Annotated in this window: 19 protein-coding genes and 7 pseudogenes; 14 read left to right on the top strand and 12 right to left on the bottom strand. The window is 64.3% G+C overall.

Annotated features, from left to right (window positions below):
* The first annotated feature begins 52 nt into the window (after positions 1-52).
* From I2456_RS23315 to I2456_RS23295, 5 genes are read left to right on the top strand one after another with little or no spacing between them, the layout of a single operon-like run.
* On the top strand, positions 53-505 hold the full coding sequence (locus I2456_RS23315) for a site-specific integrase (protein WP_241007795.1): 453 nt from the start codon (positions 53-55) through the stop codon (positions 503-505).
* Positions 502-2,964: a site-specific integrase gene (locus I2456_RS23310; RefSeq protein ID WP_007168441.1), complete on the top strand. Its 2,463-nt coding sequence runs from the start codon at positions 502-504 to the stop codon at positions 2,962-2,964. The genes I2456_RS23315 and I2456_RS23310 overlap by 4 nt, the downstream gene beginning before the upstream one ends.
* A 53-nt stretch (positions 2,965-3,017) precedes the next feature.
* On the top strand, positions 3,018-3,212 hold the full coding sequence (locus I2456_RS23305) for a hypothetical protein (RefSeq protein WP_007168442.1): 195 nt from the start codon (positions 3,018-3,020) through the stop codon (positions 3,210-3,212).
* On the top strand, positions 3,202-3,633 hold the full coding sequence (locus I2456_RS23300) for a DUF6262 family protein (protein ID WP_007168443.1): 432 nt from the start codon (positions 3,202-3,204) through the stop codon (positions 3,631-3,633). Before I2456_RS23305 ends, I2456_RS23300 begins: the two co-directional genes overlap by 11 nt.
* Complete coding sequence (locus tag I2456_RS23295) at positions 3,627-3,944, top strand: transposase (RefSeq protein ID WP_075630241.1); 318 nt, start codon at positions 3,627-3,629, stop codon at positions 3,942-3,944. The genes I2456_RS23300 and I2456_RS23295 overlap by 7 nt, the downstream gene beginning before the upstream one ends.
* 35 nt (positions 3,945-3,979) lie before the next feature.
* On the opposite strand, the pseudogene I2456_RS23290 reads toward I2456_RS23295, so the two are convergent.
* The 4 genes and pseudogenes from I2456_RS23290 to I2456_RS28705 all read right to left on the bottom strand — a co-directional run.
* Positions 3,980-4,378: pseudogene (locus I2456_RS23290) on the bottom strand (transposase); the annotation flags it as partial.
* Between the two features lie 143 nt (positions 4,379-4,521).
* Positions 4,522-4,689, bottom strand: a pseudogene (locus I2456_RS23285) (integrase); the annotation flags it as partial.
* A gap of 112 nt (positions 4,690-4,801) precedes the next feature.
* A complete protein-coding gene (locus I2456_RS23280) occupies positions 4,802-5,629 on the bottom strand; it encodes an integrase catalytic domain-containing protein (protein ID WP_224112851.1) in 828 nt (275 codons plus the stop codon).
* A gap of 25 nt (positions 5,630-5,654) precedes the next feature.
* Positions 5,655-5,939 (bottom strand): annotated as a pseudogene (locus I2456_RS28705) (integrase catalytic domain-containing protein); the annotation flags it as partial.
* 334 nt (positions 5,940-6,273) lie between these two features.
* Here I2456_RS28705 and I2456_RS23275 point away from each other — a divergent pair.
* From I2456_RS23275 to I2456_RS23235, 9 genes are all read left to right on the top strand, one after another.
* Positions 6,274-7,902, top strand: a complete 1,629-nt coding sequence (locus I2456_RS23275; protein WP_007168449.1) for a long-chain fatty acid--CoA ligase — start codon at positions 6,274-6,276, stop codon at positions 7,900-7,902.
* A gap of 52 nt (positions 7,903-7,954) precedes the next feature.
* Positions 7,955-8,896: a R2-like ligand-binding oxidase gene (locus I2456_RS23270; RefSeq protein ID WP_007168450.1), complete on the top strand. Its 942-nt coding sequence runs from the start codon at positions 7,955-7,957 to the stop codon at positions 8,894-8,896.
* 206 nt (positions 8,897-9,102) lie between these two features.
* Positions 9,103-9,528 carry a Zn-ribbon domain-containing OB-fold protein gene (locus I2456_RS23265; protein ID WP_007168451.1) on the top strand — a complete coding sequence of 142 codons (426 nt, stop codon included), beginning with the start codon at positions 9,103-9,105 and terminating at the stop codon, positions 9,526-9,528.
* The gene (locus I2456_RS23260; protein WP_040622299.1) at positions 9,528-10,670 is read left to right on the top strand and encodes a thiolase family protein; all 1,143 of its coding nucleotides are present in this window, start codon (positions 9,528-9,530) and stop codon (positions 10,668-10,670) included. Before I2456_RS23265 ends, I2456_RS23260 begins: the two co-directional genes overlap by 1 nt.
* A 66-nt stretch (positions 10,671-10,736) precedes the next feature.
* Positions 10,737-11,630: an SDR family oxidoreductase gene (locus I2456_RS23255; RefSeq protein ID WP_007168453.1), complete on the top strand. Its 894-nt coding sequence runs from the start codon at positions 10,737-10,739 to the stop codon at positions 11,628-11,630.
* 30 nt (positions 11,631-11,660) lie between these two features.
* Positions 11,661-13,280: a class I adenylate-forming enzyme family protein gene (locus I2456_RS23250; RefSeq protein WP_007168454.1), complete on the top strand. Its 1,620-nt coding sequence runs from the start codon at positions 11,661-11,663 to the stop codon at positions 13,278-13,280.
* A gap of 247 nt (positions 13,281-13,527) precedes the next feature.
* Positions 13,528-14,649 carry an acyl-CoA dehydrogenase family protein gene (locus I2456_RS23245; RefSeq protein WP_050790029.1) on the top strand — a complete coding sequence of 374 codons (1,122 nt, stop codon included), beginning with the start codon at positions 13,528-13,530 and terminating at the stop codon, positions 14,647-14,649.
* Positions 14,650-14,772: 123 nt separating this feature from the next.
* Positions 14,773-15,858: a transposase gene (locus tag I2456_RS23240; protein ID WP_224112852.1), complete on the top strand. Its 1,086-nt coding sequence runs from the start codon at positions 14,773-14,775 to the stop codon at positions 15,856-15,858.
* Between the two features lie 465 nt (positions 15,859-16,323).
* A complete protein-coding gene (locus I2456_RS23235) occupies positions 16,324-17,541 on the top strand; it encodes an acyl-CoA dehydrogenase family protein (protein ID WP_007168458.1) in 1,218 nt (405 codons plus the stop codon).
* Positions 17,542-18,067: 526 nt separating this feature from the next.
* On the opposite strand, the pseudogene I2456_RS23230 reads toward I2456_RS23235, so the two are convergent.
* From I2456_RS23230 to I2456_RS23195, 8 genes and pseudogenes are all read right to left on the bottom strand, one after another.
* Positions 18,068-18,517: pseudogene (locus I2456_RS23230) on the bottom strand (ATP-binding protein); the annotation flags it as partial.
* A 90-nt stretch (positions 18,518-18,607) separates the two neighbouring features.
* A pseudogene (locus tag I2456_RS23225) lies at positions 18,608-19,534 on the bottom strand (IS481-like element ISMva2 family transposase); the annotation flags it as partial.
* A gap of 113 nt (positions 19,535-19,647) precedes the next feature.
* Complete coding sequence (locus I2456_RS23220) at positions 19,648-20,199, bottom strand: DUF6262 family protein (RefSeq protein WP_080711234.1); 552 nt, start codon at positions 20,197-20,199, stop codon at positions 19,648-19,650.
* Positions 20,196-22,688, bottom strand: a complete 2,493-nt coding sequence (locus I2456_RS23215; protein ID WP_141244865.1) for a tyrosine-type recombinase/integrase — start codon at positions 22,686-22,688, stop codon at positions 20,196-20,198. Before I2456_RS23215 ends, I2456_RS23220 begins: the two co-directional genes overlap by 4 nt.
* Positions 22,685-23,857, bottom strand: a complete 1,173-nt coding sequence (locus I2456_RS23210; protein WP_033710464.1) for a tyrosine-type recombinase/integrase — start codon at positions 23,855-23,857, stop codon at positions 22,685-22,687. Before I2456_RS23210 ends, I2456_RS23215 begins: the two co-directional genes overlap by 4 nt.
* 118 nt (positions 23,858-23,975) lie before the next feature.
* Positions 23,976-24,872, bottom strand: a pseudogene (locus I2456_RS23205) (IS481 family transposase); the annotation flags it as partial.
* 96 nt (positions 24,873-24,968) lie between these two features.
* Positions 24,969-25,130, bottom strand: a pseudogene (locus I2456_RS23200) (ExeA family protein); the annotation flags it as partial.
* Positions 25,127-26,533 (bottom strand): DDE-type integrase/transposase/recombinase, encoded by a 1,407-nt coding sequence (locus tag I2456_RS23195; RefSeq protein WP_007168461.1) that lies wholly within the window; start codon positions 26,531-26,533, stop codon positions 25,127-25,129. The gene I2456_RS23195 and the pseudogene I2456_RS23200, both read right to left, overlap by 4 nt.

Below are 26,533 nucleotides of genomic sequence, written 5' to 3'. Positions count from 1 at the left end.
CCCATCAATGGCAAACAGGTGGTCCCATGCTCATGGCAAAACCAGCTCTGAAGTGGTCCCTTTCACCTGGCAGCCGACATTTGTGTGGCTCCGCCTGTATCAGCAAGACCTGCAGGCCAAGTTGCCGCGTGGCCGGACCCGGCCGCTGTGGTGGACACTACGCCGACCACACCGTCCGCTGACCTATCACGCCGCGCACAGGATGTTCGAGCGGGCCAATGCCTGCCTGGGCTCGGATTGGACGTTGCACGACCTGCGGCACAGCGCCGCGATGCGGATGGCGCGGGATCCGCAGATGACGTTGAGCGACGTGCAGTGGGTGATGGGCCACGCCCACTTGACCACCACCGAGTTGTATTTGACGCCCTCCAAAGAGGAGGTCGTAGCGAGTGTGCTGGCTCACCACGCGCGGCAAGCGGCGCGGCGCGAAGATCCGGTTCCACCGCCGCCGGCGCCGGGCTACGACCCGCAGTCGCTGAGCGTCCTGTTCGGGAGGTCGATGTGACCACGATCGCCAAACACGTTGCGCGCAAACCACTTGCCGTGGCGAATGCGACCAAGACTCAGATCAGCGGGCGGAACAAGCAGCTGCGCGAACGGTTCCCCGCCCGTCAGCCCGAGCATTGTGGGGCAGCCACGGCCGGAACCGCCCAGGACACCATGGTCAGGCTGACCTCCGGATTGTTTACCTCGGATGTCAAGGGGACCCAGGCGGGTCGACGACGCGGTGTGACCAAGCTGCTGGACTGGCTGGCGACGTTTCCGGGCGACACCTGGCAACAGCGTTGGGAACTCAGTGGCGTCGAGCAGCATCCCGGCAAGACCTGGACCGGGCTCTCACTGAGGTGGCTGCAGGAGCGCGGTCAGGACGCGTCGTACGACGTCGACGATCTGGCCTCGGGCCTGCTCGTGTTGATCTGCGGCGACGTCATCCGTCCGGGTGTGCCGTGGATGCTTACCCGCACCCACGCCCGGCTGGCCGGTGCGATGGCGCACATCAGAGACCCGCAAGGGTTCGCCCAGCTGCGGCGACTCGCCGAGACCCAACCGGCCAGCTCCGCCGTCGACGCGCGGGTCGCGGCGACCAGGATCGCGACCATCCTCGCGTGCAAGGGCGGACGTGTCGCCGACATCACTGTCGGCGACTGTGTCGAACTGGTCGACACCCTGCGCCAGGTACACGCTCGCGGCGGACAAAAGAAGGTCGACTTCTACCTACGCCTGCGTGCGATTGGCATCTTCCCCGACGATGCGCCGCACACGATTCGCGCATTCGGGCAAGCCACCGGGCGACTCACGATCGAAGAATTAGTGGATCGATATCCGTTGCGTTGCCGACCCATTCGCGACCTGCTTGTCGACTACCTGCGGGAACGTCAGCCGTCGCTGGACTTCGCCAGCATCGACGCGATCTCCCGCAGCCTGGCCGGGCTGTTCTGGGCCCGCATCGAAGCCATCGCACCGGGCATCGACACCCTGCAGCTGCCCCAGGACGTCATCCGGACCTGGAAGGACGACCTGGCCACCAAGAAGCGAACGATCACCAACGCCGCCGGTGAGCAGATCGAGGTCGCAACCCCGCGACTCAACGCCAAAGACGAACTACTCCGGGTGCGAGCGTTCTACCTCGACATCGCTCAATGGGCCGTCGACGATCCCGCCCGATGGGCCCGGTGGGCGGCTCCCTGCCCGATTGGCGACGCCGAGATCCGACGAGCCAAGGAACGCAAACACCGCAAGGCTCGGATGGACCAGCGCACCCGCGAACGACTGCCTGTGCTGCCGGTGCTGGTGCGCACCGCGAACGAGCGCCGCCGCACCGCACAACAGTTCTTGCAGGCCGCTGACCAGACGGTGTCTGGAACCCTGATCCCCGGCACCGACGCCAAATTACGGAAAGCGCACGTCCCCAAAGCCATAGGCCGCCACGTCTGGGCCGACGACACGGCCACGGGCAAACGGCGCAACCTGTCCTACGAGGACGACGAGGCGTTCTGGGCGTTCGCGACGATTGAAGTATTGCGACTGACCGGCATCCGCTGTGAGGAACTGCTTGAACTCAGCCACCACAGCATCACCGAATACCGCCTGCCCTCCAGCGGCGAAGTGGTGCCGCTGCTGCAGATCGCCCCCTCCAAGACCGACACCGAACGCCTGCTGCTCGTCAGCCCCGAACTCGCCGACGTGCTCAGCGCCATCATCACCCGCCTCCGCGCACCAAGCGGTGCGATACCCCTGGTGCCGTCCTACGACACCCGAGAGCGAGTCTGGAACCCGCCGATGCCGCTGCTGTTCCAACGCGCCATCGGCAACGAGCACCGCCCCTTCACACCCAGTGCGATCCGCAAACTGCTCATCGACGCACTCGCCGCCAGCGGGCTCACCGACGCCACCGGCGAACCGCTGATTTTCTCGCCCCACGACTTCAGAAGGATCTTCGTCACCGACGCAATCATGAGCGGGCTACCACCGCACATCGCCCAAATCATCTGCGGGCACAAGACAATTGACACAACCATGGGATACAAAGCCGTCTACCCCATGGAAGCGATCGAAGCCCACCGAGCGTTCATCGCTCGCCGACGGGCAACCCGACCCAGCGAGGAGTACCGGACCCCGACCGAGGACGAGTGGGACGACTTCCTCGCCCACTTCGAGAAGCGCAAGGTGTCGGTCGGGACGTGCGGCCGCGCGTTTGGAACGCCGTGTTTTCACGAGCACGCTTGCGTCCGATGTTCGCTTCTCCGGCCGGACCCAGCGCAACGACCACGCCTGGAAGAGATCCGCAGCAACCTCGAGGACCGAATCGAGGAGGCCAAACTTCACGGCTGGCTCGGCGAAGTCGAGGGACTCCAAGTCAGCCTCGCCGGGGTGAAAGACAAACTCACTCAGATCGACACGAGCCGTCGCCTCGCGGTCGACCTCGGAACCCCCTCCCTACCAACAAATGCGCGGCCACGATGAACGGATCGCTAAGTGCCCCAGCTAAGTTCAGAGAAGCCTGTCTGACCTGTCCGATGTTCCTCACCACCGCCGAGTTCCTGCCCCAGCACCACCAGCAGCGGCAACAGAGCCTGCAGCTGATCACCGCCGCCCAAGCCCGCGGACAACAACGTCTGGCCGAGATGAACCACCAAATCCTGCACAACCTGGACAACATCATCACCGCCCTCAACGATCCACAACCAGGGAAGGCCAAACATGCCGGCTGACAACAGCATCCACCTCATCCACGCCGCCCAGCAGCGGCACGAACACACCCGCGCCAAGGCCATCGCTGCGATGCACGAACTCGACCGGACCGGCGCCCTGCTCACCTTCGAATCCGTCGCCCGCCACGCCGGTGTCTCCCGCTCGTGGATCTACACCCAAACCGACCTCAAAGACGAGATCCGCCGGCTCCGCACCCAACACCGACCCGAGCCAAGCACACCGTTACCCGCCCGACAACGCGCCAGCGACGACTCCCCGCGGCAGCGCCTCGAAATCGCCAACCGCCGCAACCGCGAACTCGCCGACGAGAACCGGCGGCTACGCCGCCAACTGGCGTGCGCCCTTGGCCAACTCCGCGACGACACCGGCCGACATCATGAACCGACGCATCGCGATTCGGTAACAATCGGGCCGTGCTAACCGCCAAGCGATATCCATCTCCAACCGCGTCATGGACACCCTCCACGACACAAACCTGCAGGTCACAACAGCTACCGCGGCCAGAACTCCAGATAACAATCGAGTCACTCAACGCCCGCTACCGACGGGCGATCAAGGCTCGCGGCCATTTCCCCTCGGAGGCCGCGGCGCTGAAGTGCCTGTATATGGTGACTCGCTCCCTCGATCCCAAGGGCACCGGCCAGCAACGCTGGGCGGTCCGCTGGAAGCCCGCTTTGAACGCGTTCGCAGTAACATTCGCCAACAGAATGCCCGACCTCAACCGAGGATAGGGAAACGCCACTTACACCGAATTCCGGATGGACCCGTCGGCGAAGTGCGCGGCCACTTCGCCGGTCGTTAATCCTTTAGCGGTCAACGACAACACGATCTCGTCGATGCCGGTCAGCCGACGTTGGCGCTTCTTGACGATCTGCGGATCGAACGAGCTGTTGGTATCGCGCGGCACCTCGATCTCGACCGGTCCGATCTCGGTGAACACCGTCTTGGCCCGGGTGCCGTTGCGGGCGTTGCCGCTGCCACGTCCGACCGGGTCGTGCTTGTCATAGCCGAGGTGCTCGGCCATCTCTGCGTCCAGCGCGGTCTCCAATACATTCTTGGTGATCTGGTTGAGTAGCCCGTTCGGGCCGACCAGCTCCACGCCCTGCTCCTTGGCCTGGGCCAATAGTTGTTCAGCGAGCTGCTTTTGATCCACCTCGGTAGCCATGGGCTCGAGTGTTTCGGACATCATCAGTCCTTCCCGCCAAGCTCACGCTCGGCGTGTCAGACCAAGGTCAGATCCACCGCTGTTCAGACAGTCCCCATCCTCAGTTTCGATTGCAGGGACCAGATCTTGTTGAGCAACAGTGCCTTTGTGTCGTAACGGTGGTAGCCGACCACGGTGCGCACGATCGCCCAGTTCTTCTGCTCGACGTGGCAGCCGTCGTTTTTGTTTCCGGGCCGCGAGCGGGTGAAGGTGATCTGGCGCCGCTCGCACCAAGCCAGCAGGTGGTGGTTGATGAACTCGCTGCCGTTATCGAAAGCCCAGGATCGGGAAGGGCATGGTGGTGGCGATCGAGGTGCCTCACCAAAAAGTGAGCGCGAAGCGTGGGCTGGTGCCTCACGCATGGTGAGCGCGTGGGGGCTTGCACTACTTCGCCTTGGCCAATCGGTCGATTGACGGTTGCAATGCTTCCAGGTCGATGTGGCGGGCGGCGGCAAGGGCGTCGGTCTTGGTCTTGGCCAGGTCCAGTAGCTGCATTTGGATGGTGTTGATCTGCCGGGTCAAATCGGCCGGGTTGATGCCCTCGATTCGGGCGGACACATGCGAAAGCTGTTGCGCATCAAGTATTCCCGATTCCTGCAGACGTTGCCACGGCGTGGCCGGCGTGTCGTAGATGCGCGTGCGGCGACTGGCCGCGGTGGTGCTGTAGCCGATGGGCTTTTTCGTCGGGGTGAAGAAGTTGCACCGCAGCGACACCAGCTTCCACAGCCGGTTGAGCAGCTCCAGCTCCTCGGAGGTGTCGTAGCGCCAGTAGAACGCGTGTTTGCGCACCACGTGGTTGTTTTTTGACTCCACGTGCGCTTGGTCGTTCTTCTGGTACGGCCGCGAGTGGGTCTGGGCGATGTCGCGGGTCTGCAGCCAGGCGGCGACCTCGTGATTGATGAACTCACCGCCGCAGTCCAAAGCGAAAATCACCAGATCGAACGGGAACCGCTGTTGCAGCTCGTCGATGCCGGCCGTGATCCACTTCGAGGCGTTGTTGCGGATCGAGAAGTTCTCGGTCCAGCCGATCACCAGGTCGGTCATCGTCAGCGTGCGGGCGAACTCGCCGATCAATGTCGGGCCGCAGTGCGCCACGGTATCGGCCTCGATCACCCTCGGGGCCTCAGGTGCCTCATCGGCGCAGGTACGGATGGCGATCGAGTTACGCAGCAGCGGCGACGGTTTGGTCGTCGAGATGCCCTTGATGCGCATCCTGTCCCAGGGCCGGTTTCAGGTAGCGGTCCAGGGTGGCCGCGCTCATCGCCTTCAGCTCCGCTGATGCCGCCTCGGTGGCGAACGGCCTGTCAAGATCACCGGATTCAGCCAGCAGCGGCAGCCACAGACCCACCATGACCACCAGGTACTTGCCGCACGGCATGCCCATCAAGGCCCACACATACTCCAGCAGTGCCCTGGCGTCGTCGCTGAAGCCCCGCGGCCGCAACGTACGCCTGTCAACCTGCTCGGCCGGGTCCGGCAGCCTCGGGCCGGTCAGCATCCGCCGAGCCGTCGAGCGGCCCATCCCCGTGGTGGACACCACCCGATCCAAAATCTTGCTCTTGTCCGCCTTCAACGCCTTGCGGTACTGACCTCGCAGTTTGTTCGCTACCTGCCGCCTCGCAGCCATGTCGATCTTGCCTTCCACATCGGGCAGGCCTTCCGGGCCACGCGCTCAAAATAGGTGAGGCACCACCGCCGGCCACGCGCTCAAACTCAGTGAGGCACGCCGGACTATTGACAATTGGTCGATCTTTGTAAAAGATTGGTAATACCGTCTGTCCGGGGTATTCGGGAGCAGCCAGTTGCCCGGTCGACGGCCGTCAGTATCCGGGAATGACGGGCAAGGGATCCACGCTATGCAAAGCACTATGCAAGACGTTCCGCTTTCTGTGACATCGATCGTCAAGCATGCCAACTCCATTCACGCCGACCGCCGCGTCGTCACACCGACCGAGTCGGGCTACCGGGCCGCGACCTACGGCGAGGTCGGCCGGCGGGTCGGTCAGTTAGCTAATGCGCTGCATGACCTTGGCGTCACCGGCGATCAGCGTGTGGCTACCTTCCAGTGGAGCAACCAGGAACACTTGGAGGCCTATTGTGCGGTGCCGTCGATGGGCGCGGTGTTGCACACGCTCAATATTCGTCTTACCGCCGAGCAGCTTGGCTACATCGCCAACCACGCCGACGACAACATCGTCATCGTCGACATGTCGTTAGCGCCGCTACTTGCGCGTTCTTTGCCGGCCATATCGTCGGTGCACACGGTGATTGCGGTCGGTGAGGGCGATCCCGAGCCGCTACGGGCGGCCGGCAAGGCCGTCGTTTCGTACGAAGACCTGATCTCGACACATCCCACCGAGTTCGACTGGCCTGAACTCGATGAGACGTCGGCCTCGGCGATGTGCTACACCAGCGGCACCACCGGAAACCCCAAGGGCGTGGTCTACAGCCACCGATCCACCTACCTGCATTCACTGGCCGTCTGCACTGGCAACGGGTTGGGCATCGCTGAAGCCGACCGCATCTTGGCTATCGTGCCGATGTTTCAAGCCAATGCGTGGGGCCTTATCTATGCCGCGCTGATGGCGGGGGCCGAACTGGTACTCCCGCACCGATGGCTACAACCTGGAGCGCTGGTGGCCATCATCGAGGACACCCGCCCGACCGTGGCCGGTGCGGTGCCCACAATCTGGAATGACGTCCGGCACTTCCTGGGCTGCGAGCCCGGTCATGACATCTCGTCGCTGCGTCTGGTCGCGTGCGGCGGATCGGCGGTACCGGTGTCACTGATGCGCGGCTTCGAACGCGACCACGGCGTACCGATCGTGCAGGCGTGGGGAATGACCGAAACCTCGCCGCTGGCCACGGTGGCCAAACCGCCGACTGGGCTCGACGAAGACCAACAGTGGGCGCTGCGTGCCACCCAGGGCCGCCCGATATGCGGCGTGGAAATCCGGCTGCGCAACGACCAGGATCGCACCCTGCCGTGCAACGGAGAAGCGGTCGGCGAGATCCAAGCCCGCGGGCCGTGGGTAACTGGCTCTTATTTTCGCGACGACGACGCCGACAAGTTCGACCAGGGGTGGCTGCGCACTGGCGATGTCGGCCACGTCGACGAGCATGGCTTCTTGACGCTGACCGACCGTGCCAAAGACGTCATCAAGTCCGGCGGGGAGTGGATTTCGTCGGTCGAATTGGAGAATTTGCTGATCGCCCATTCCGGGGTACATGAAGCCGCGGTCATCGGTGTGCCCGACGAGAAGTGGCAGGAGCGTCCACTCGCTCTAGTGGTGGTCAAACCCGGCGCCGATATCACGCCAGATGAGCTACGTGCCTTCTTAGACGGCAAAGTCGCTACGTGGTGGATCCCGGAGCGCTGGGCCTTCGTCCCCGAAATCCCGCGAACCAGCGTCGGTAAATACGACAAGAAAGTGCTTCGGGCATGTTACACCGCCGGTGACTACAACATCGTGGAATTCGTCTAGCGACCAAGGTTCGCTAGACCCGGCAATGCAGCCGAATAATTAAGGAGGTTACATGGCAACCACACGTTACCATTCGCTGGGTGCCGGCGGGCTGAACTGGGAAAGCGTGCCACTCAGGCTGTTCGCTGGCGGCATCGCCAAACTCTGGGACCCCGCCAATATCGACTTCTCCCGCGACAGCGCCGATTGGGAGGCGCTTTCCGACCGCGAACGCGTGTACGTCACCCGATTGTGCGCGGGCTTCATTGCCGGAGAGGAAGCAGTCACCCAGGACATCCAGCCGTTCATGGCCGCAATGCGGGCCGAAGGCCGGCTCGGCGACGAGATGTACTTGACGCAGTTTGCGTTCGAGGAAGCCAAACACACCCAGGCGTTCCGCTTGTGGCTCGATGCCGTCGGGGTGCGCGACGACTTACATAGTTTCCTCGATCAAACTCCGGCATACCGGCAGTTGTTCGACGAGGAACTTCACGAATCGCTCAACACGCTCTATGTGGATCCCTCGCCGGCTGCCCAGGTTCGCGCTTCGGTGACGTACAACCACATCATCGAGGGCATGTTGGCGCTGACCGGCTACTACGCCTGGCACAAGATCTGCGTGGAGCACGGCATTCTTCCCGGCATGCAGCAGCTGATTCGGCACATCGGCGACGACGAGCGACGCCACATGGCATGGGGCACTTTCACCTGCCGGCGCCACGTCGCTGCCGACGACACCAATTGGACGGTGTTCGAAACGCGCATGAACGAACTCATTCCGCTGGGGCAGCGCCTGATCGACGAGGGTTCTGCACTGTATGGCGACGACATACCCTTCAATCTGTCAATCGACGAGATGAGGACCTATGCCACCGACAAGGGGATGCGCCGGTTCAGCACGATCAGCAGCGCCCGCGGGCGACCGCCCGAGGAAATCGACCTCGACTACTCGCCACTGCAGCTGGAGGACACCTTCGCGGACGAGGACGCGAGGGTGCTGGCCGGTTCGGCCTGACTTCGACGAGATCGGCGCCAGTGCGTAAAAACGCGGAATTTTTGCGCTGGAGTCGATTCGGCACTGCGAGTACCAACACTGCTCCAGCTTAGTTGCCGTCGCCGGTGCCACTATCTCGGCACGCTTCAAAGATCCGCGATGGCGCAACGCTCCAAGCGGCGGCGAGGCCAGTCATTGACCGCACGACCCGGAGGAGACGACACACGATGCGTCGACCACTTGAGGACGGCTACTTCACGATGCCCAACGGCGATGAGCAGCCGCGGTTGATCGGTTCCTATAGCCCTGCTGCCGACAAGTACTTCTTCCCCCGCCGCCGCCGCTGTCCGTTGACGGGCGGCCCGGTCGAGGATGTCCTGCTGTCACCAACCGGCGAACTGTACGCCTGGACCTACGTCGAGTCGGCGTGGATGGGCAAGTCCCGGTTCGGCTCCACAGGCGACGGGCACGGTGTCGGCCAAGTTGACCTACCGGAGGGCGTGCGCGTGCAATCCATCCTGCGTGGCGAGATGGGCGACTGGGAGATCGGCATGCCCATGCAGCTTGAGGTCTACCCCCTCATGACCGATGCCGATGGCACTGAGCTGTGCTCGTTCCGCTTTTGCCCTACTCGACGGGGGGCATCTCGGTGATGGCCCGCGACGTCTATGTGATCGGCGTGGGGATGGCCCCGTTCGGCCAGCCGGACGCCAACGCGGCCGACTTGGGCTTCGGGGCCGGTGTCAACGCGCTCGGTGACGCCGGCATCGGCTTCGATGAAGTCGGCTACCTCTACAACGGCTACATCGGCGCCGGTCTGCTCACGGGTGTCACCCTTGCGAAGGATCTCGGGCTTACCGGCATCCCGATCACCCACGTCGAGAACGCGTCGGCCACCGGATCGTGCGCCTTCCATGAGGCGGTCCAGGTGGTGGCGGGGGGGAGCGTCGATATCGCGATGGCGCTAGGGTTTGACGACCTCAATCGCGCCACTCGAGCTATCGGGGGCAGCAAGCCCGGCATTGGCCAGGTGATCCTCCCGGCGGCGTTTTTCGCCATGTGGGCGACACGTCGCATGCACGAAGTGGGCACGACGGTCGAGACCTTCGCCGCCATCGCGGCAAAGAATTGGAACCATGCGCGGCTGAATCCCTACGCGCAACGTCGGGCCGACCATGAGGTCACCGTCGAAGAGATCCTCGCCTCGCGCATGATTTCCTACCCGCACACTTCGAAGATGGCCTGCGCCGCTGGCTCTGGGGCTGCGGCCGCGATCGTCGCGAGCCGCGAGGCGGCAGAGCGCGTGGCCGGTTCACGCCCGCTGGTGAAGGTGGTCGCCAGCCAGCAGCAGTCCGAGCAGTTCGTTGACGGCCACATTTTCATGGGTGCGGTCGTCGGTCCGGGCGAGCTCACCGCGGCCACGGCAAAGGCCGCCTACGACGAGGCCGGTGTCGGGCCGGCCGACCTCGACCTCGCCCACGTGCACGACGCATTCCCCATCGAGGAACTGATGTATTACGAGCTGCTCGGGGTGTGCGCGGCTGGGGAGGGGGACAAGCTCGTCTCCGAGGGCGCGACCAGCCTGGGTGGTCGTATCCCGTTCTCGACCGACGGCGGGCTGATCGGGCGCGGTCATCCCGGTGGGCCGACCGGCCTGGCCCAGATCTGGGATGTGACACGGCAGCTGCGGGGCGAGGCGGGCCCGCTGCAGGTCGAAGGCGCTCGAACCGGGCTTGCTCACATGATGGGCGCGGGCTCGGTCTGTGTCATCCACATCCTGCAGGCCGGGCGGTGACGTCATTCAACACATCCGATAAGAGAGAAATCGCCCTGCGGGGCGACAGCATGGAAGGGAAATCGCGTGGCTGAGCTTAGCTTCGACGGGAGGGTCGCCATCGTGACCGGGGCGGGAAACGGTCTCGGCAAGGAGCATGCGATGCTGCTTGCATCACGCGGCGCGCGCGTGTTGGTGAACGATCTCGGCGGCAGCGTCGCCGGCGTCGGCGCGGACCTGACCGCGGCGGAGGCCGTCGCTCAGGAGATCGAAGCCGCCGGCGGTATCGCGGTCGCCGATGGTCACAGCGTGGCGACCCGAGAAGGTGGGGCGGCCATCGTGCAGGCGGCTCTCGACGCCTTCGGGCGGGTCGACATCGTCGTCAACAACGCGGGCATCCTGCGCGACAAGTCCTTCCACAATCTCACGCCGGAGCTACTCGATCCGGTGATCGATGTCCATCTCTACGGCACCATCTGGGTGACCCAGCCGGCGTTCCTCAGGATGCGCGAGCAGGGCTACGGCCGGATCGTCAACACCTCCTCCGCCGCCGGGATTTTCGGCAACTTCGGTCAGACCAACTACGGGGCCGCGAAGATGGGGGTCATCGGCTTCACACGGGTGCTCGCCCAGGAAGGCGCGAAGTACAACATCAAGGTGAACGCGATCGCGCCGATGGCGCGGACCCGGATGACCGAGGAACTCCTCGGGCCGATCGCCAAGAAGCTGGACCCGGCACTGGTCGCCCCGGTCGTCGCGTATCTCTGCCATGAATCCTGCGATCTCACGTCGAGGATCTTCTCCGTTGGGGGCGGGCGAGTGGCCGAGATCTTCATCAGTGTGACGAAGGGCTTCTCATCGCCGACGCTCGATATCGAAGCGGTCCAGGACAACCTTGAGGCGATCTGCGACCGAGAGGGATACCAGACTCCAACGCAGGCCAACGACGAGATCGGCCTCGTGCTTCAAGCGCTCGGCTGAACACGTACGTACGTTGAGGAGGACCATGCCATGGCCGTGATCGACCTGCTGCGCCAAGCGGTAGAGGACCGACCGGACAAGACCGCCGTCATCGCCGAGGACGGCGCGGCCACTTTCCGCGAGCTCGACGCTGCCAGCAGCCGGGTCGCCCAGCAATTGCACGCCGCTGGGGTGAGCCGCGGTCACAAGGTGGCGATGCTGCTCGCCAACGACCAAGCGATGCATTTCAATGCAGTGTATTTCGGCATCCACAAACTTGGTGCCGTGCCGGTGCCGCTCAATACCCGGTGGGCAGCGCCGGAAAAGCTGTTCGTGCTTGAGCACAGCGACGCCGTGGCGGTGATCACCGGTCTCGCCCACCGGGAGGTTCTGGTTGCGCTTGCCGAAGGCGAATCTGTCGAGATCGGCGGCCGTCCCGGTAGCTTCCAACTTGAGCACTTCTTCGTGACCGGCAGCGAGGCGCTGGATGGATTCACCCCCCTGGGCGACGTGGTGGGCGCGGGCTCTGCGGACGTGCCGCTCCTCGAGCCTTCCCTGAGCGCCGACGACCCGGCGGATCTGCTCTATACGTCCGGCACCACCGGGATGCCCAGGGGCGTGCTGGTGCCCGAGGGCAACCTCGCCGACGAGCCCGGCCAGGCGAGCCTCGGGCAGCTTCTCGGCGCGATGTTCGGCGAGAGCCTGCTTCATGCGGTGCCCTTGTTCGGTTTCACGGGCTGCCATGGCCTGATGCTGCTAAGCATTCGTGCCGGGGTCACGCAGATCGTGTTGCCGCGTTTTGATCCCGAGCAGTTGCTCGCGGCGATCGAGCGCTACCGCGCCACGTCGATCATGGGTGTGCCGACAATGCTGAATTTGGCCATGAAGCACCCCACGGTGGGTGATCACGACTACAGCTCGCTGCAGCTCGTGTTTTTCGGGGCGGCGCCGATCCAGCCCGACACCGTGCGCAAAATGCGGCAGGTGTGGCCCGGAGCGAAGATGCTGAACGCTTACAGCCTCACCGAGGCCGGTGCCGGCGCGGCCTGCATCCTCGGTCCCGACCCAGATGACATCCTTGCCCGGCCGGGCTCGGTTGGCAGGCCCGTAGGATGCGAGGTTGTCGTCGTTGATGACTACGATAACCCACTCCCCCCAGGCAAGGTCGGCGAGATCTGCTTTAAGTCGAAGATAGCTCGGCGCAGCTACTACAAGGGGGAGCAGCCCACCGCGGAACTTTGGAGCGGTGGACTGTTGCACACCGGCGACGTGGGTTATGTCGCTGACGATGGCTACGTCTATCTGACCGAGCGCAAAAAAGACATGATCCTGCGCGGCGGCTACAACATCTTCGCCATCGAGGTCGAGCGCGTGCTGCTCGAGATGCCCGAGGTGCTCGAGGCCGCAGTCATCGCGGTGCCGCATTCGGACCTCGGTGAGGATCTCCTAGCGGTGATCGCGCCCAAGCCCGGGTTCAGCGGCGGCGAAGGCGAACTCACCGCGGAGCGGATCAACCAGTTCTGCCGCCAGCACCTCGCCGACTACAAATGCCCGCGCCACATGGTCGTAGTGGACGAGCTACCGAAGAACGCCATGGCCAAGGTCATGAAAAACGAACTCCGACAGCGCTTCCGAGATCACCTGTTCGATCAAGGGGCCGAAAACAAATGAATGCTCCTTGAATATCGGCTTAACAGCGCGACGGCGGCCATTCCGAGCAGTGTCCGGCGCATAGCCACAGAAGAACCGTAAAGCGAGCGGATGGGGACGGCGGAAGATGCCAAGGCCGGTGAGACAGTGCTTACGCGGAATTGATGAGCGCTTCGGTGTGTGGATTGGTCGATCCAGGCGACGGTAAGGCCGTCCCTATTTCTTTTCGCGACAACAACTGTTTGAAGAGAAGATGAGGTGCCATGTCATGGATTTCATGCTCAGTCCAGAACAGGACGATTTCCGCCAGACTATACAGCAGTTCGTTACCGAACTGTCACCGCTGGCCAAGGTTCGCCAGGCGGTAACAACTGCGCCGGGATATGACATCGACCTTTGGTCTCGCATGAGTCGGGAACTGGGGCTGCCGAGTCTGCTCGTACCGGAGGAGTACGGCGGTGCGGCAGCAACGATGATCGAGGCTGCTGTCGCCATCGAGGAGCTTGGACGCGGCATCGTGCCGTGCCCGCTGTTCGCGACCGTCGCGCTCGGTGTCGCGCCGATCTTGATCGCGGCCAGCCAGGAGCAGAAGAGAGAACTGCTTCCAGAGATAGCCGCGGGCGCTCGTACAGTCACGACTGCTATCAATGAACCGGGTTGCGTTGACGGCTTCGGTGCTGTAGCCATGCGAGCGGCGACAAATGGCGACGCCGTCACGCTGTCTGGGACCAAGATTCATGTGATCGACGGCCATAGTGCGGACACCCTGCTGGTGCTCGCTCTGCCGCCCGGTGACTCCGCTGAGCCGGCATTGTACCTCGTTGACGGTAACGCCGTCGGCCTCACCCGTACACGCGTCGAGACCCTGGACATCACCCGACCGCTGGCCACCCTGACCTTCGACGCCGTCTCTGCGGTTCCCTTGGCTGGCGCGCACGGCGTCGCGCCCATACGCCGTGCGTTAGATGTCGCGAAGACGTTACTCGCAGCGGAGATGGTTGGTGGCACCGAGGGCGCTATGACCATGTCCGTCGAATACGCCAAGGTGCGTCACCAGTTCAATCGGCCCATCGGCTCCTTCCAGGCGATCAAGCACCGATGCGCCGAGATGGCAATCGAACTGGACAGTGCTCGTGCAGTCACTCTCTACGCGGCTCATCTGGCAGCGGAGGAGAGCGCTGACCTCGCCAAGGCGGCCCCCATTGCCGTGGCAACCGCCGCGGCCGGATTTGACTTCACCGCATCGTGGAATGTGCAGATTCACGGCGGGATCGGGTTCACCTGGGAGCACGACGCACACCTCTACTACCGGCGGGCGAAAGCCGACCGGGTACTGCTGGGCTCAGTACGCGAGCAATGGCTCGAGGTCGCTGACCGCATCGGGCTCTAAACACCGCCACATACTTCGTCGGCACGAACAGAGAAAGATGACATGTGGATGGGGACCCCCTCAGCTCAGACGCTCGTTGATATAGGCGTTAGAGGAATTTTTCAGGAGCTCGAGGAGGTCCCGATGACGATGGTAGGCGGTTTCGACGTGCGGCGACAGCAGATCACATTCGATTACGTCGATTATGACGGCTTGTTGCGCTGGGGTCAGATCGGTCCGGCGACCCGGAAAGCGTTGCGGAACTGGCTGGCTGAGCACTGCAGCGATGGGGACGGCCAGTTCGCGCTGGAGGGCTGCCCGGGGTGGCGGTATGTGTGCGAGGAGCTGGCCGCTGCTGGGATCTGCGCGCACCTGGGGGATGCGGCCGAGATTGCCGTCTTACCGGAGCCCAAGAAGCGCGCCAAGACCGACCGCGCCGATACTCGGTTGCTGCGTACGCTGTTGTTCGAGGACCGGTTCCCCGAGTCGTGGATCCTACCCGCACACATGCTGGAGATCCGCACGCTGGGCCGGTTGTACTACACGTTGATGGACGAGCGGCGGGCCTGGCAGCAGCGCATCCATGTCCAGCTGTTCCATCAGGGCTGTCCACCGATTCGGGCGCTGTTATCCGGCGCAGGCCGCGCGGCGCTGGACAGCGTCGACTTGTCGGCGGCGGGCCGGCGGTGCGTTGACACTGCGCTACGGCGCATCGATCAGCTAAGCACCGAGATCGACCCGCTGCCAAGCCAATTAGTCAACTTCGCCCGACGCCAAGCCGGGTGTCAGGCAATGCAGCGCCATTACGGCATCGGTTGGTTGTGCGCGGCGATCATCTGGTCCGAGGTCGGTGATGTCCGCCGATTCAGCAGTTCCCATCGGCTGGTGCGGTTTGCTGGGCTGGATGTCACCGTGTACTCCTCTGATACCAAACGCTCACCAGGGCACCTGTCGCGAGAGGGCTCACCCGAGCTGCGCTGGGCGGCGTTTGAGGCAGCCGAGTGCGCGAGCCGGCGCCGTTCCCTTGATTACGGTTACTACCACAAGCTGGCAGCCAAGCGCGACGGCCACAACGGCAAGAATCCCCACCCTGGCGGTGGAACGCAAAATTCTGCGCCGATGCTATCACCCGCTGCGTGCGTTCGAAGATGGCGCCCTGGCGCTGCCAGTCCCCGAACGCCAGGAGGTGGCCTCTTAAATGATGCGTTGCGCGCCTGCCATGCCCATTAATCACCTGATGCTAATCACCTGATGCCTGCGGCCAGCGCCCGTGTGGTTCCTGTCGCCACTCCGCTGTTGGGTGGACTTCCCGGAAAGATTGAGCGGCCGCGCCTTCGTTGCCCGCACGTCGGGCACCCCATCGATCATCAAGTTGCCGGATATCGTCCGTGGACTCAGATAAGGCTGGGCGCCGGCACACGCGACGCGCGTCTTTCGCCCCACATTTATGCACCGGAGGGCAGCAGATGACTTGAACCACACCGTCTTTTCCTGTTCCCCGGCGGCCAAGTATGCGGCGGATCCTCGTCGGTCTCAAGGTCGTTCGTCCTCGCTACGCTGCGGGCGCTCCGCCTTGACCCCGACCGCGGTCCACCGCCTTCAAGCGGTCGAAAACGAAGCAAAACACGCAAAAAATAACCCAATGGATCCACCTTTACGCGGGTCCTCAACACAGATAAGGGACGACGATTCGATATGGACCTGTCTTATCCCCCGTCAGCTGAGGCGTTCAGGTCACGAGTGCGCGACTTCATCACCGCGAACGTCCCTGCCGACTTCGCTGGAATCGGGGCGTTGGATCAAACCCGGCGGAAGGAGTTCATCCGAGAGTGGCGGAAGACGCTCGCGGACAACGGCCTACTCGCCGTGTTGTGGCCAAAGCGATATGGCGGAGCGGGACTGACCCCACTCCACCAAGTCGTGCTGGCCGAGGAGTTTGCTCGCGCCGGGGTACCCGCCGGAACTGAGAACGACATGTTCGGGATTCAGCTGCTTGGCAACACGCTTGTCGTCTGCGGCACCGAGGACCAGAAGAATTGGTTCTTGCCGCGAATTCTGTCCGGTGATGATCGGTGGTGCCAGGGGTTTTCCGAACCCGACGCGGGATCGGATCTGGCCAGCCTGCGGACGAGAGCGGTTCTTGATGGCGACGAATGGGTCATCAACGGGTCCAAGATCTGGACTTCAGTGGGACACCTCGCCAACTGGATCTTCGCACTGTGCCGCACCGACATGGATGCTCCCAAGCACCGGGGGATCTCATTTCTGCTCGTGCCGATGGATCAGCCCGGCGTGGAGGTTCGACCCATCAAGAATATAGTGGGCCAGTCGATGTTCAACGAGGTGTTCTTCACCGACGCCCGAACCGCTGCAGACAACGTTGTCGGGGAAGTGAACGCAGGATGGTCGGTGGCCATGACGCTGCTGGGTTTCGAGCGTGGAACAAGTGTCACCACCGACGCGATTCGCTTCCAAGCTGAGATCGACCGGCTCTTCGAGCTGGCGAAAGAACGAGGTAAGACTAACGACCCGCATATCCGTGAGCAGCTCGCTTGGTGCTATGGTCGCGTCGAGATTATGCGGTGTCGTGGGTATCAGGCGTTGACGCGCTTCTTACACGGTGAGTATCCAGGTCCCGAGGCCGCGATGACCAAGATCCTCTGGAGCGAGTTCTTCCAACGCGAGACCGAACTGGCGATGGAGATCCTCGAGACGGACGTGTTGACGCTGTCGGGCACGGGAACGAACGGCGCCTTGGCGACTGCGGATGTCGGAACACCGAATTCGTCGCTCGCGTGGGTTGAGTCGGCATTGGCGGCGCGAGCCGCCACGATTTATGCGGGCAGTTCACAGGTGCAGCGCAATATCATCGGCGAGAAACTGCTCGGCCTGCCCAAGGAACCGCGCCTCTAGGATCCGAACAATGCCGGAGCCCGTAGACACCAGTAGTGCCGCTTCCGGTAGATGGGCGGCCATCTCGAATGCGGAATACCTGCGCAAGTGGCTGGGCCTTGGTATCGCGATCGGCACTCGGCGACGCCTGAAAACTGACCCCGTGTCGACGCAGATTTTGACCCCTTCGACCGATTCTCGGCTTGGGCCGAGAGGAGAAAGGAGTTGTTGTCAGTGGACGATTGGCTGAGATCCGCAGACCGCCGCTGTTGAAGATGTTGCCGAAAAGCGGTTCTCCGCGCAGCGGTCACCGTGCCGGTGATGGGTGCGACCAACCGATAATCCATTTTGATGATCATCACCGGCTCGTCGTGACGAAGTATCTTGCGGGAACAGCGGATGACACCGGACCGGATCCGCAGCGTCTTAGGACGATGCGGGCTTGCTCTTTGAGCAGCAAGGCCTCTGTCAATGGCCATTTAGAAGTGTCGCTTGCCAGGGTGATGGGGCCACCTGATTGCCAGGGGGATGGGACCACCGTGGCGCGTTATTGAGGAAGCTCGTCGTCGTGGTCTGGGTCAAGCTGGCTGGGTCGGGTGCGTTGACGGTAGGACGGTCCTTCGATGACGAGGGTGTGGGCGGTGGCCGTGAGTCGGTCGATCGCTGATTGGGCCAGCAGGGTGTCGGCGGTCATGGTCAACCATTCGGAGGGTTCTCGGTTGGAGGTCACGATGGTCGTTTTGGCGCGGTGGCGTTCGACGATGATTTCGTAGAAGTCGCTGGTCTCTGTGGCGCCGAGGGGTCTGAGCGCAAAGTCGTCGATAATGAGGACGTCGATGGTGGTGAGTCGGCGGATCTCGGCGTCGACGGTGTTGTCCAGGCGGGCGGCGCGCAGCCGGGTGAACAGCTTGTCGGATCGGGCGAACAGTACGGAGTTGCGTCGGCGAATTACCATGTGTCCCAATGCTGTTGCCAGATACGTCTTGCCTACTCCGACCTCGTGTCAATGTGCGGTTTCAGGACATGCTTGGCATTGTTGCTTCAAGACATCTTTGACGGATTCGCCCTGGGCAAGTCGCGAGCACGGCTAGATGCTGTGGCGGCGTGGGTAAGCCTTGAAGATGGTGATATCGCTGTCGGGATTTCTCGCATGAGTGCAGATCTCGTTGCCGTCGATTACGACGCGAAAGACGGTGTCCTCAATGGCAATAGCGACCGTTTGCCCTTGGTAACTGCGTCCTATCCGTAGTCGTTGGCCGGCGACGGTCACCGTCCCATTGGCCGCCACGCGTCGCATGGCCTGGTGTGGGGGCGCCGGTGGCGGCAAGGGCTCGGCGCTGGGGCGTGCTCCACGCAGTGCTGCGCGCTGATCCGCCGGTATCGGCGCGGGCAGCGTCTTGACGAGTCGGCGGTTGGCCACGATGTGCATCAGGGTGCCCTCGAAGCGGACGGTGACGCGCTGGCCGACCAACGTCGACTCCAGCAGCACCTTGTGGCCACCAAGGCCGATGCAGCCATCGCGGGAGACGGTGCGCGCGACTTCGATGACTGCGCTGGTGGTCAGCATGTCGACGGTGACAGCGCCACGTGCGGGCTCTGGTCCGGCGATGCGTGCACCGCGGCGCAGCAGATCGCGCAGGTCGTGTTCGGACAGTCGCGATGGTCGCGTCCGGATGACCGCGCCGTCGAGCACGATGTGGATGCTGCGGTCGCTGGCCCACACCGTGACCTCGCGTCGGGCCAGCGCGGCGGTGAACTTGAACTGCTGATCAGCTGGAAGCAGCAGCCGCGCTCGGGGCGTCAGCACTGCCTCCCACTCGACGGCGTGCACGGTCGCGCCCAACGCGTGCTCTGTCACCGGCGCGAGGTGTTGGCGGGTACGAGGCGGAACGATGACGTCGACGGTGTTGGGGACCAGCGGTTCGGTGGCTACGGGCAGCGGCGGTATCACGTCGATGGGCGCTGGACGGAACACCGTTGCCGGCGTCGCCATCCCCAGCGACTGGTGGCGGCGTTTCTCTTGGGCTCGCGGCCTGAGTCGCGGTAGTGTCCCGGTGTTTCCGCAGTTCGCGCGGCTGGCTGCTGAAGAATATGGTGCGCAACAGGTGTGGTGCAAGGACTCATTTGTCAGCCGGTCGGCTGGGAGAGGTTGAGCTGGGCCATAAGTTCGCGGTTGGCGGCGCGGGCGGCGGTGAGGTCTTGGTCGCGTTCTTCGAGTTGCAGCCGTAGCTCGACGATTTGTTGTTCGAGCGTGACGATGCGTTGCTGAAGTTGCTCGATGTCGGTTGGCGCGCCGAGTCCGCTTGCGCGCCATGCTTGTTCGCCGAGCAGTTCAGACAGACGGATCTCGAGTTGTTGGGTGCGTGCGGCCATGCGGGTGCAGCGGTGCTGGGCGGCGAGCAAGTCGGCCTGCAGTGAGGCACGGGTGACCTGGTGACCGATCTCGGATTTGTCTGGTGGCTGGGTTGCAGCGGCGTGGATGCGTTCGAGCAGGTCGCGGTGGCGGTATAGGAAGGTGCGGTCGACTCCGGCGCGTTGAGCGATGCTGGTGGCGCTGAGTTCTGCGCCGTCTTTGATGGCGACCTCGAGGGCGGAAAGGACGCGTTGGCGGCGTCTGGTGGAGTCGGCTCGTCGTCCGTCGATCATCGCGTCGAGGGCATGGGTGGTGTTGGTGGTCATGGGGTTCTCTCTGGGCGCAGGTCGGGCAGGATTTGGCGGGTGCGAGGCATGCCGAGCATGACGCTGCGGTGTCGGCGCACGACGGTGACGGCTTGTTGAAGTTGTTGTCGCTGTTCGGGTTCGAGTTCGCCGAGCCCGTTTCTGATCTGGTCGATCAGGCGGCGGATGCGGCGGATTTCCTCCTCGGAGGGCATCGCCTCGACGCGGGCCCAGTCATCGAGGTCGGTGGTGGCGAGCAGGCGTTCCCGGGTGCGCAGCAGGTCGTCGAGGTAGGCGCGCAGGTCGGGCAGATAGGAGACGTCGGTGCGGAAGTGGTCGCATCCAGCGCAGCGGAACCGGAACGGACAGGCACCGCCGCCGGCCTTGACGTTGGACGGTTCGGCGCAGACACCGAATGGAACCGCGACCTCGCCGACGGCGCGACGGGCGTGTTCGGAGTCCAACAATGCTTGGGCTTGCCGCCAGATGCGGTTGCCATGCCGGTCGAACTGCATCGCGGTGACGCGATCGACGGCTTCACGGCGGCGGGTTTCGCCGATGCGGTAGTAGCAGCTGGTGGTGTCGAGTTTGCGGTGCGACATCAGCTCACGCAACACCTCGATGGGGACGCCGGCGTCAGCGTGGCGTTGGGCGTAACTGTGCCGGTAGGCGTAGAGCACCACCTTGCTCTTGTCATATTCGACACCATCGGCGTTGCGCAGCACCGGCAGTCGGTCGACCCAGGTGCGGTGGGCGAACGCGAGAGAAAAGCCGGTGATCGCGCGGCGTCCGCCGGGGTTGCGCCGGTCGGTGGGCAGCAGCTTGAGCTCGCCGATCGGAGTGTTTGGGTAGCGGTTCCGGACTTGTTGCTGCTGGGCGAGTATTACGGCGGCGGTCTGCTCGCTGATCGGCAGGCGTCGTGCGAGCCGGTTGGCCTTATGGTTGTCGTAGATCAGCACGGGCTGTCCGTCGTCGTCTCGGGTCAGGCAGTCGAAGTCCAGCTCGCAGATCTCTTCGGGACGGCGGCCGGTGTCGATGGCCAACTCGACCGCGGTGCGCATCTCTGATGAGGTCAGTTCATCCAGGTGTTCGCATAACTGCTTCATGATTTCCGGCGGCAGGTCCCGGTTGGGTTCGCCCGGTTCGGGTTCGACAGGCACGTCCGCCTGCCCAATCACAAAGTCCTCGCCCAGCCCGGCGGCGATGCCGCCGGGCCGCGTCAGCCCCATCGCCCGGATGCGGGTGAGCACGGCACGAACCTCGCGGCAGGCCCGGATCCGGGCATCGCCACTGATCTGACCGACCGATTCAAGGTAGGCCAGCCGGTGCAGGAACGCCTCCATATCGGTGCGTCCCAACGCCGCTGGGTGTTCGCCGCGGTCCTCGCGCATGCGCAGCGACTCTGACAACCGCACCAGGCAGCCGATGTAGTGGCGCACGGCCAGGCCGGCGCTGGTGCGCCGCCCGGCTCGGACACGTCGTTTCGGCAGGTCATCGGCGGCCCACCGCTTGGCGGCCTCCCGCAGCCAGGACTGGCTGATGCCGGTAAACGACACCGTGCCGTGATGCCCAAACACCGCCAGGTCCCATTCGTCCTGGGCGACTTCGGTTTCCGGGCTCGACAAGGCGCGCCGAGCATGACCGATCAGGCAGTTGACCAGCCCGGTGAACTCCAGGCCCCGGCCGTCACCGATGACATAGTCGGCGATCGACCCCACCTGCTGGCCCAGCAAGTCGTTACAGAACGCGCGCAGCACGGCCTCGTCGGTCTTGACCGCGTTGATCCGGCAGCGCTGCTGCAAGCCCACCAGCAATTCAGCGACCACCAGCGGCGTCAGGCCCCGCAGACTAACCTCGCCGCCGCGACCGATCGCTGGTTCGGTTGCCCGCCAGACGATTTCATCTAAATGTGGGTCACGTGCGCGGACGGTGCGCAGCCGCTGCTGGTGCGCCTCACAGTACAGACCGTCGGGATGGCGCCGCTGGCGAGTGCAGGCGGCCACCGCGCACGGCGGACACGGCGGAAGCGGCCTGGTTTGCCGGTGAGCACGGAACTCGTCGACATCGGCAACCGGCAAGGCGCGCAGCTGTTCTGCGTGGGCGTGACACAGCCCGGAACTCGCCGATTCCCACTCGCGTCGACAACCGTCGACGACACAAGCATCCGGCCCGCGCCCCATTCGTTCGCGACCCCGCGGCGGAAGCGAGGCGATCTCGTCGTCACCGAGCCCGTGTTCGGCAAGCCGACGCCGGCACGAGGCGCAGATCCGCGTCGCTGCCGGCGCGGATGTCAAACAGCCCGACGCGCGGCAGACCGGGCGTCCCAGCAGCGGATGCTCCGGTGCGAACGACAGCACCTTTCGCGCCGCGTCCCAGCCGGCTTCGGCGAGGAACGCGGGATCGATCACCACGGTGATCGACGCAGCGTGCCGGTCGATTCCTGCTGGATCGGCGAACACGTGCACTCTGCCGGCGACGATCGCAGCCGTCGGCATCGTCACGGCGCTCACCCGTCCGTCCCGGCAAGCTCGCGGGGACTGCGGACCCGGTCGACGGCCTCACGCAACCGGGCCGGGTCGGGATGCAGATAGACCTGCGACGAACTCATCGCCGCATGCCCCAGCAGGGCGGCGATCTCGTCCAGACCGGCACCGGCGTCGGCAAGGTTACTGCCGAACGCATGCCGCAGCCGATGCGGCGTCATATGCTCGATTCTGGCCCGCCGCGCGCAGGCGGTGATCAATTCATTAATCGTATCCGGGCGCATCGGTGCGCCGATCGGCTCGCGAAACAGGTTGACCAACAACAAATCCGACTCAGCCGCCCGCGGCACCGCAAACCGCTCGAACTCGTAGACATCGAACAGCTGAACCGCCAGAAAATCCAGCGGCACCACGCGTTGGCGACGCGATTTGGCCCACGCGCCGTTCGGATTCTCCCGCCGCACCACATGCAGGTGCGCTCGCGGGATTTCACAGCCCAGCAGACGTGAGTCGGCCAACAGGTGAACGTCCGAGCGCCGTAGGCCACACAACTCGCCGCGCCGCAGCCCGGCCCTGGCCATCAACAGCACGATCAGCCTGTCCCGCGCCGACTGGCAGGCCCGCAGCAGCGCCACGATCTCGGCATCGCTGGCCCGGTCCACCATCGCCTCTGGCTCGTGCAACCGATGCCGCGCCCGCATCCGCCAGGCCATCCGATGTTCCTCACCGCGGGCCTGCGCGGGCAGGTCACGCTCGTCGGCCAGCTCATAGATCAACGGCATCAGCTCGCCAGGCGCCTGACCGGATGCCACCGCGTGAGCGACGAAGCCCCGCACCGCGGTCAGCACACCGTTGATCCGCCGCGCCCCACGCACCGGCTCAACGCCCGGACCAGCCAGCACCTGCCCACCCGCCACGACCTCGACACCGCTGGACTGCGGCCCCGCGTGACGCAGCCAGGTGATGAACAGCCCCAGCGCCGCCACCCCGTCATGCCAATGCCGGCCGGTGCGAACACACCAGCGCAGAAACAATGCGATGGCGCCCGCATATGACCTTGTGGTCAACTCCGAACCGTCACGGCCGAATCGGACATGCCGCAAGAACGCATCCGCTTCGGCCACCACCGCCAAATCCTCATCCAGCACCGTCCAGTACCTCGCCCCGGACGGCAACCTCACCAGAAACGCCCGCACCCTGATCTCCTCTCGCAGCAGGCAGCTTTACCACTACCAGCCACGAGCACCACACCCCGGGAGATCTGTTGCAGAACCGGGCCGTGTCGCCGGTTTACGCAACGTCACACAACAGGGCAGCTAACCCCAGAAAAGGACGGCTGTGGTTGTAACCGTGCACCCAGGCATCGATCGCCTGCTGGGCGGCTTCGATGCTTACGAAGGGGCCTGCGGAATCCAGGAGCTCGCGGCGCAGCGTCTTGTGAAAACGTTCGATCTTGCCGGTCGTCGTCGGTGATCGGGGTTTCGTCAGCCGCGTGGTGATGCCGTTCTCCCGACAGATCCGTTCGAACAGCACCTCAGCCGGATACGGCTTGGTGAACCGGCCCGTGAACTGCTTCCCGTTGTCGGTCAACACTTCTGAGGGCACGCCGTAGGCGGCCATGGCCGCGGTGAATGCCGCGCAGACCGCGCGTGCCCCCGGCTGGGCAACGACAGTGGCCATCACGACGAACCGTGCATGGTCATCGATGCCGGTGACCAACTTGCACTCACGACCATCGGCGAGGAACACCCCGCCCATGATGTCGATCTGCCACAGCTGCATCGGGGCGTCGCGCTGCCAGCGCCGGTACTTGCGCTTGTGGTTCTGCTGCTGCGCGGTGATCAGGCCATGACGCACCAAGATTCGGTAGACGCTCGACCGCGACGGCGGCGCGTCCACGCCACGAAGTACCAGCTCGTGAGCGATGCGTTGAGCACCCCAGCGCGGATATGTTCGGCGCAGTTCGCAGACCATCGCCACCACCGTCGGCGACAGCTCGTTCGGCGACGTCAACGGCCGACGCGACCGATCGGCCAATCCCGGCAAGCCGAAGGCCTCATACCGGATGACCCATGAGTGCACGGACTGCCGCGACGCCCCGCACTCCCGTGCCACCTGGCTTTTGGGAACTCCGTCGAGGACCTGCAGGACCGCACGATATCTGTGCTCAGTCACCCAATCGGCGGAATCACCGGCCGTCTCATCGCTCACAGAACGAGCATCAAACCAGACCGTCAAAGATCTGCTGAACCCGTCAAGGATCTCTAGAACCCCTGCCGTCCAACATGTCTTGAACCTTTACACGGACACCTCGCCGGTGATCACGCCGATGCGGCGTTCGGCGATGCACCAGCCGATGCGGGCGAGGGCTTCGTTGTGGGCGCTGTGGCGGTGCAGCATGCCGGGGGCCAGGTCGCGGCCGAACGGCGTGCGCGAGAAACCGTAGTAGGAGATCAGGTTGTCCATCATCGGGGTTGGGCCTCTTCGCCGGTGAGTAGGTCGAGCTGGCCGGGGATCTGGTCGGCCCCAGTCAGGGCGGCGTAGTTGACGCCGCGGGCCAGTTCGGTCTGATGCGCGGTCTCGATCAGCCGCGCGTAGTCGACACCAGTGGGTTTCGGTGGTATCGACGGGGTTTCGGGTTTGGCCTTGGGGTGCGAGTGCCGCCCGATGTGGTGCGGGATCGCTAGCCCCATCGGCACGCCGGCCAGACGCACCTCGATGCGGGTCAAATCGAACGGGTCGAATACCAGCTCCACCTTGCGCCCAACCAGTGCGGGGTCGACCTCGTAGCTGTTGCCGTGCAACGAGACGGTCGCCGTCTTGGTGACGCGGCGGTGCTCCTCCCACAAAAACGCCTCGGTGAGCGCCTCCGGGGCGGGCAGGCCGACCGGGCCAGACGCGCACCAGCGGGCCAGCGGGGTCTGCCCGGTTTCGGAATGGACGGTGCGGTGGTAGACAGTTTCGACCCAGGCCGCAAAGAGCCGGTTCAATTCGGCCAGATCGGCGACGTGGTGGCGTCCGGCGACGTCGGGCTCGCCGGTGATCTCGACCAGGAACTGCTCACGCACGGTCCTGAAAAACCTCTCTATCTTCCCTCGCCCTTCCGGCCGATGCGGTGTCGAATGCACCAGGCGCACACCGAGTTTCGCGCACGCCCTCAACAACCACGTGTCTATATAGGCCGATCCGTTATCGACATACACGGCCTTGGGGACGCCGCGCGAAGCCAGCGCCGGGCGCAGTGCGGCGGCCAGCCGCACGGTGTCCTCGGCATACCCCCACCGATAGCCGGGCAGCAGCCGGGAATGATCATCCAAGAACGCGAATAAATAGGTTTTACGGGCCGCGATCGCGATGCCGTGCAGCGCATCCCCGGTCCACAGGTCGTTGGGGTGCTCAGCCTCGAACCGGCCGAACACCGGCGCCGACCCGCAACCGGTGCCGGCGGTCAGCCCCAACCGGTGGAAGTTGCGTTGCAGGGTCCGCTCATCGGGCGCCCAGCCCAACTGGGTGAGCAGGATCCGGCGGATCGCCGCGGCGGTGCGGGCGGGGTTCTCCCGACGCAGCGCCACCGCCAGCTCCAGCACTTCGGCCGGGGTGCGCGGCGTGCATTGGCGCGGGCTGGGCACCAGCGCATCGAACCCGCCGGCACGCCAGTCCCTAATCCACCGATCGATGGTCTGCCGCGAGATCCGCACCCGCCGCCCAAACGGGTCGGTGTGCTCGCGCGACGCCAACTCGCGCACTATCTTTCCCCGCTCCTTGGTGGAGTGCGCCGGCTCGGCGGCCTCCCGGATCAACTGGTACCGGAACAATCCGATCACCCGGGCCCGCTCGGCCCGCACCCTCGCCTCATCATCGCCGACCACCAC

This window comes from Mycobacterium kubicae, assembly GCF_015689175.1.
In the GTDB taxonomy this organism is placed as follows: domain Bacteria; phylum Actinomycetota; class Actinomycetes; order Mycobacteriales; family Mycobacteriaceae; genus Mycobacterium; species Mycobacterium kubicae.
Note: the sequence above shows the minus strand (reverse complement) of the source record. Positions and strands in the feature narration are given on the sequence as shown.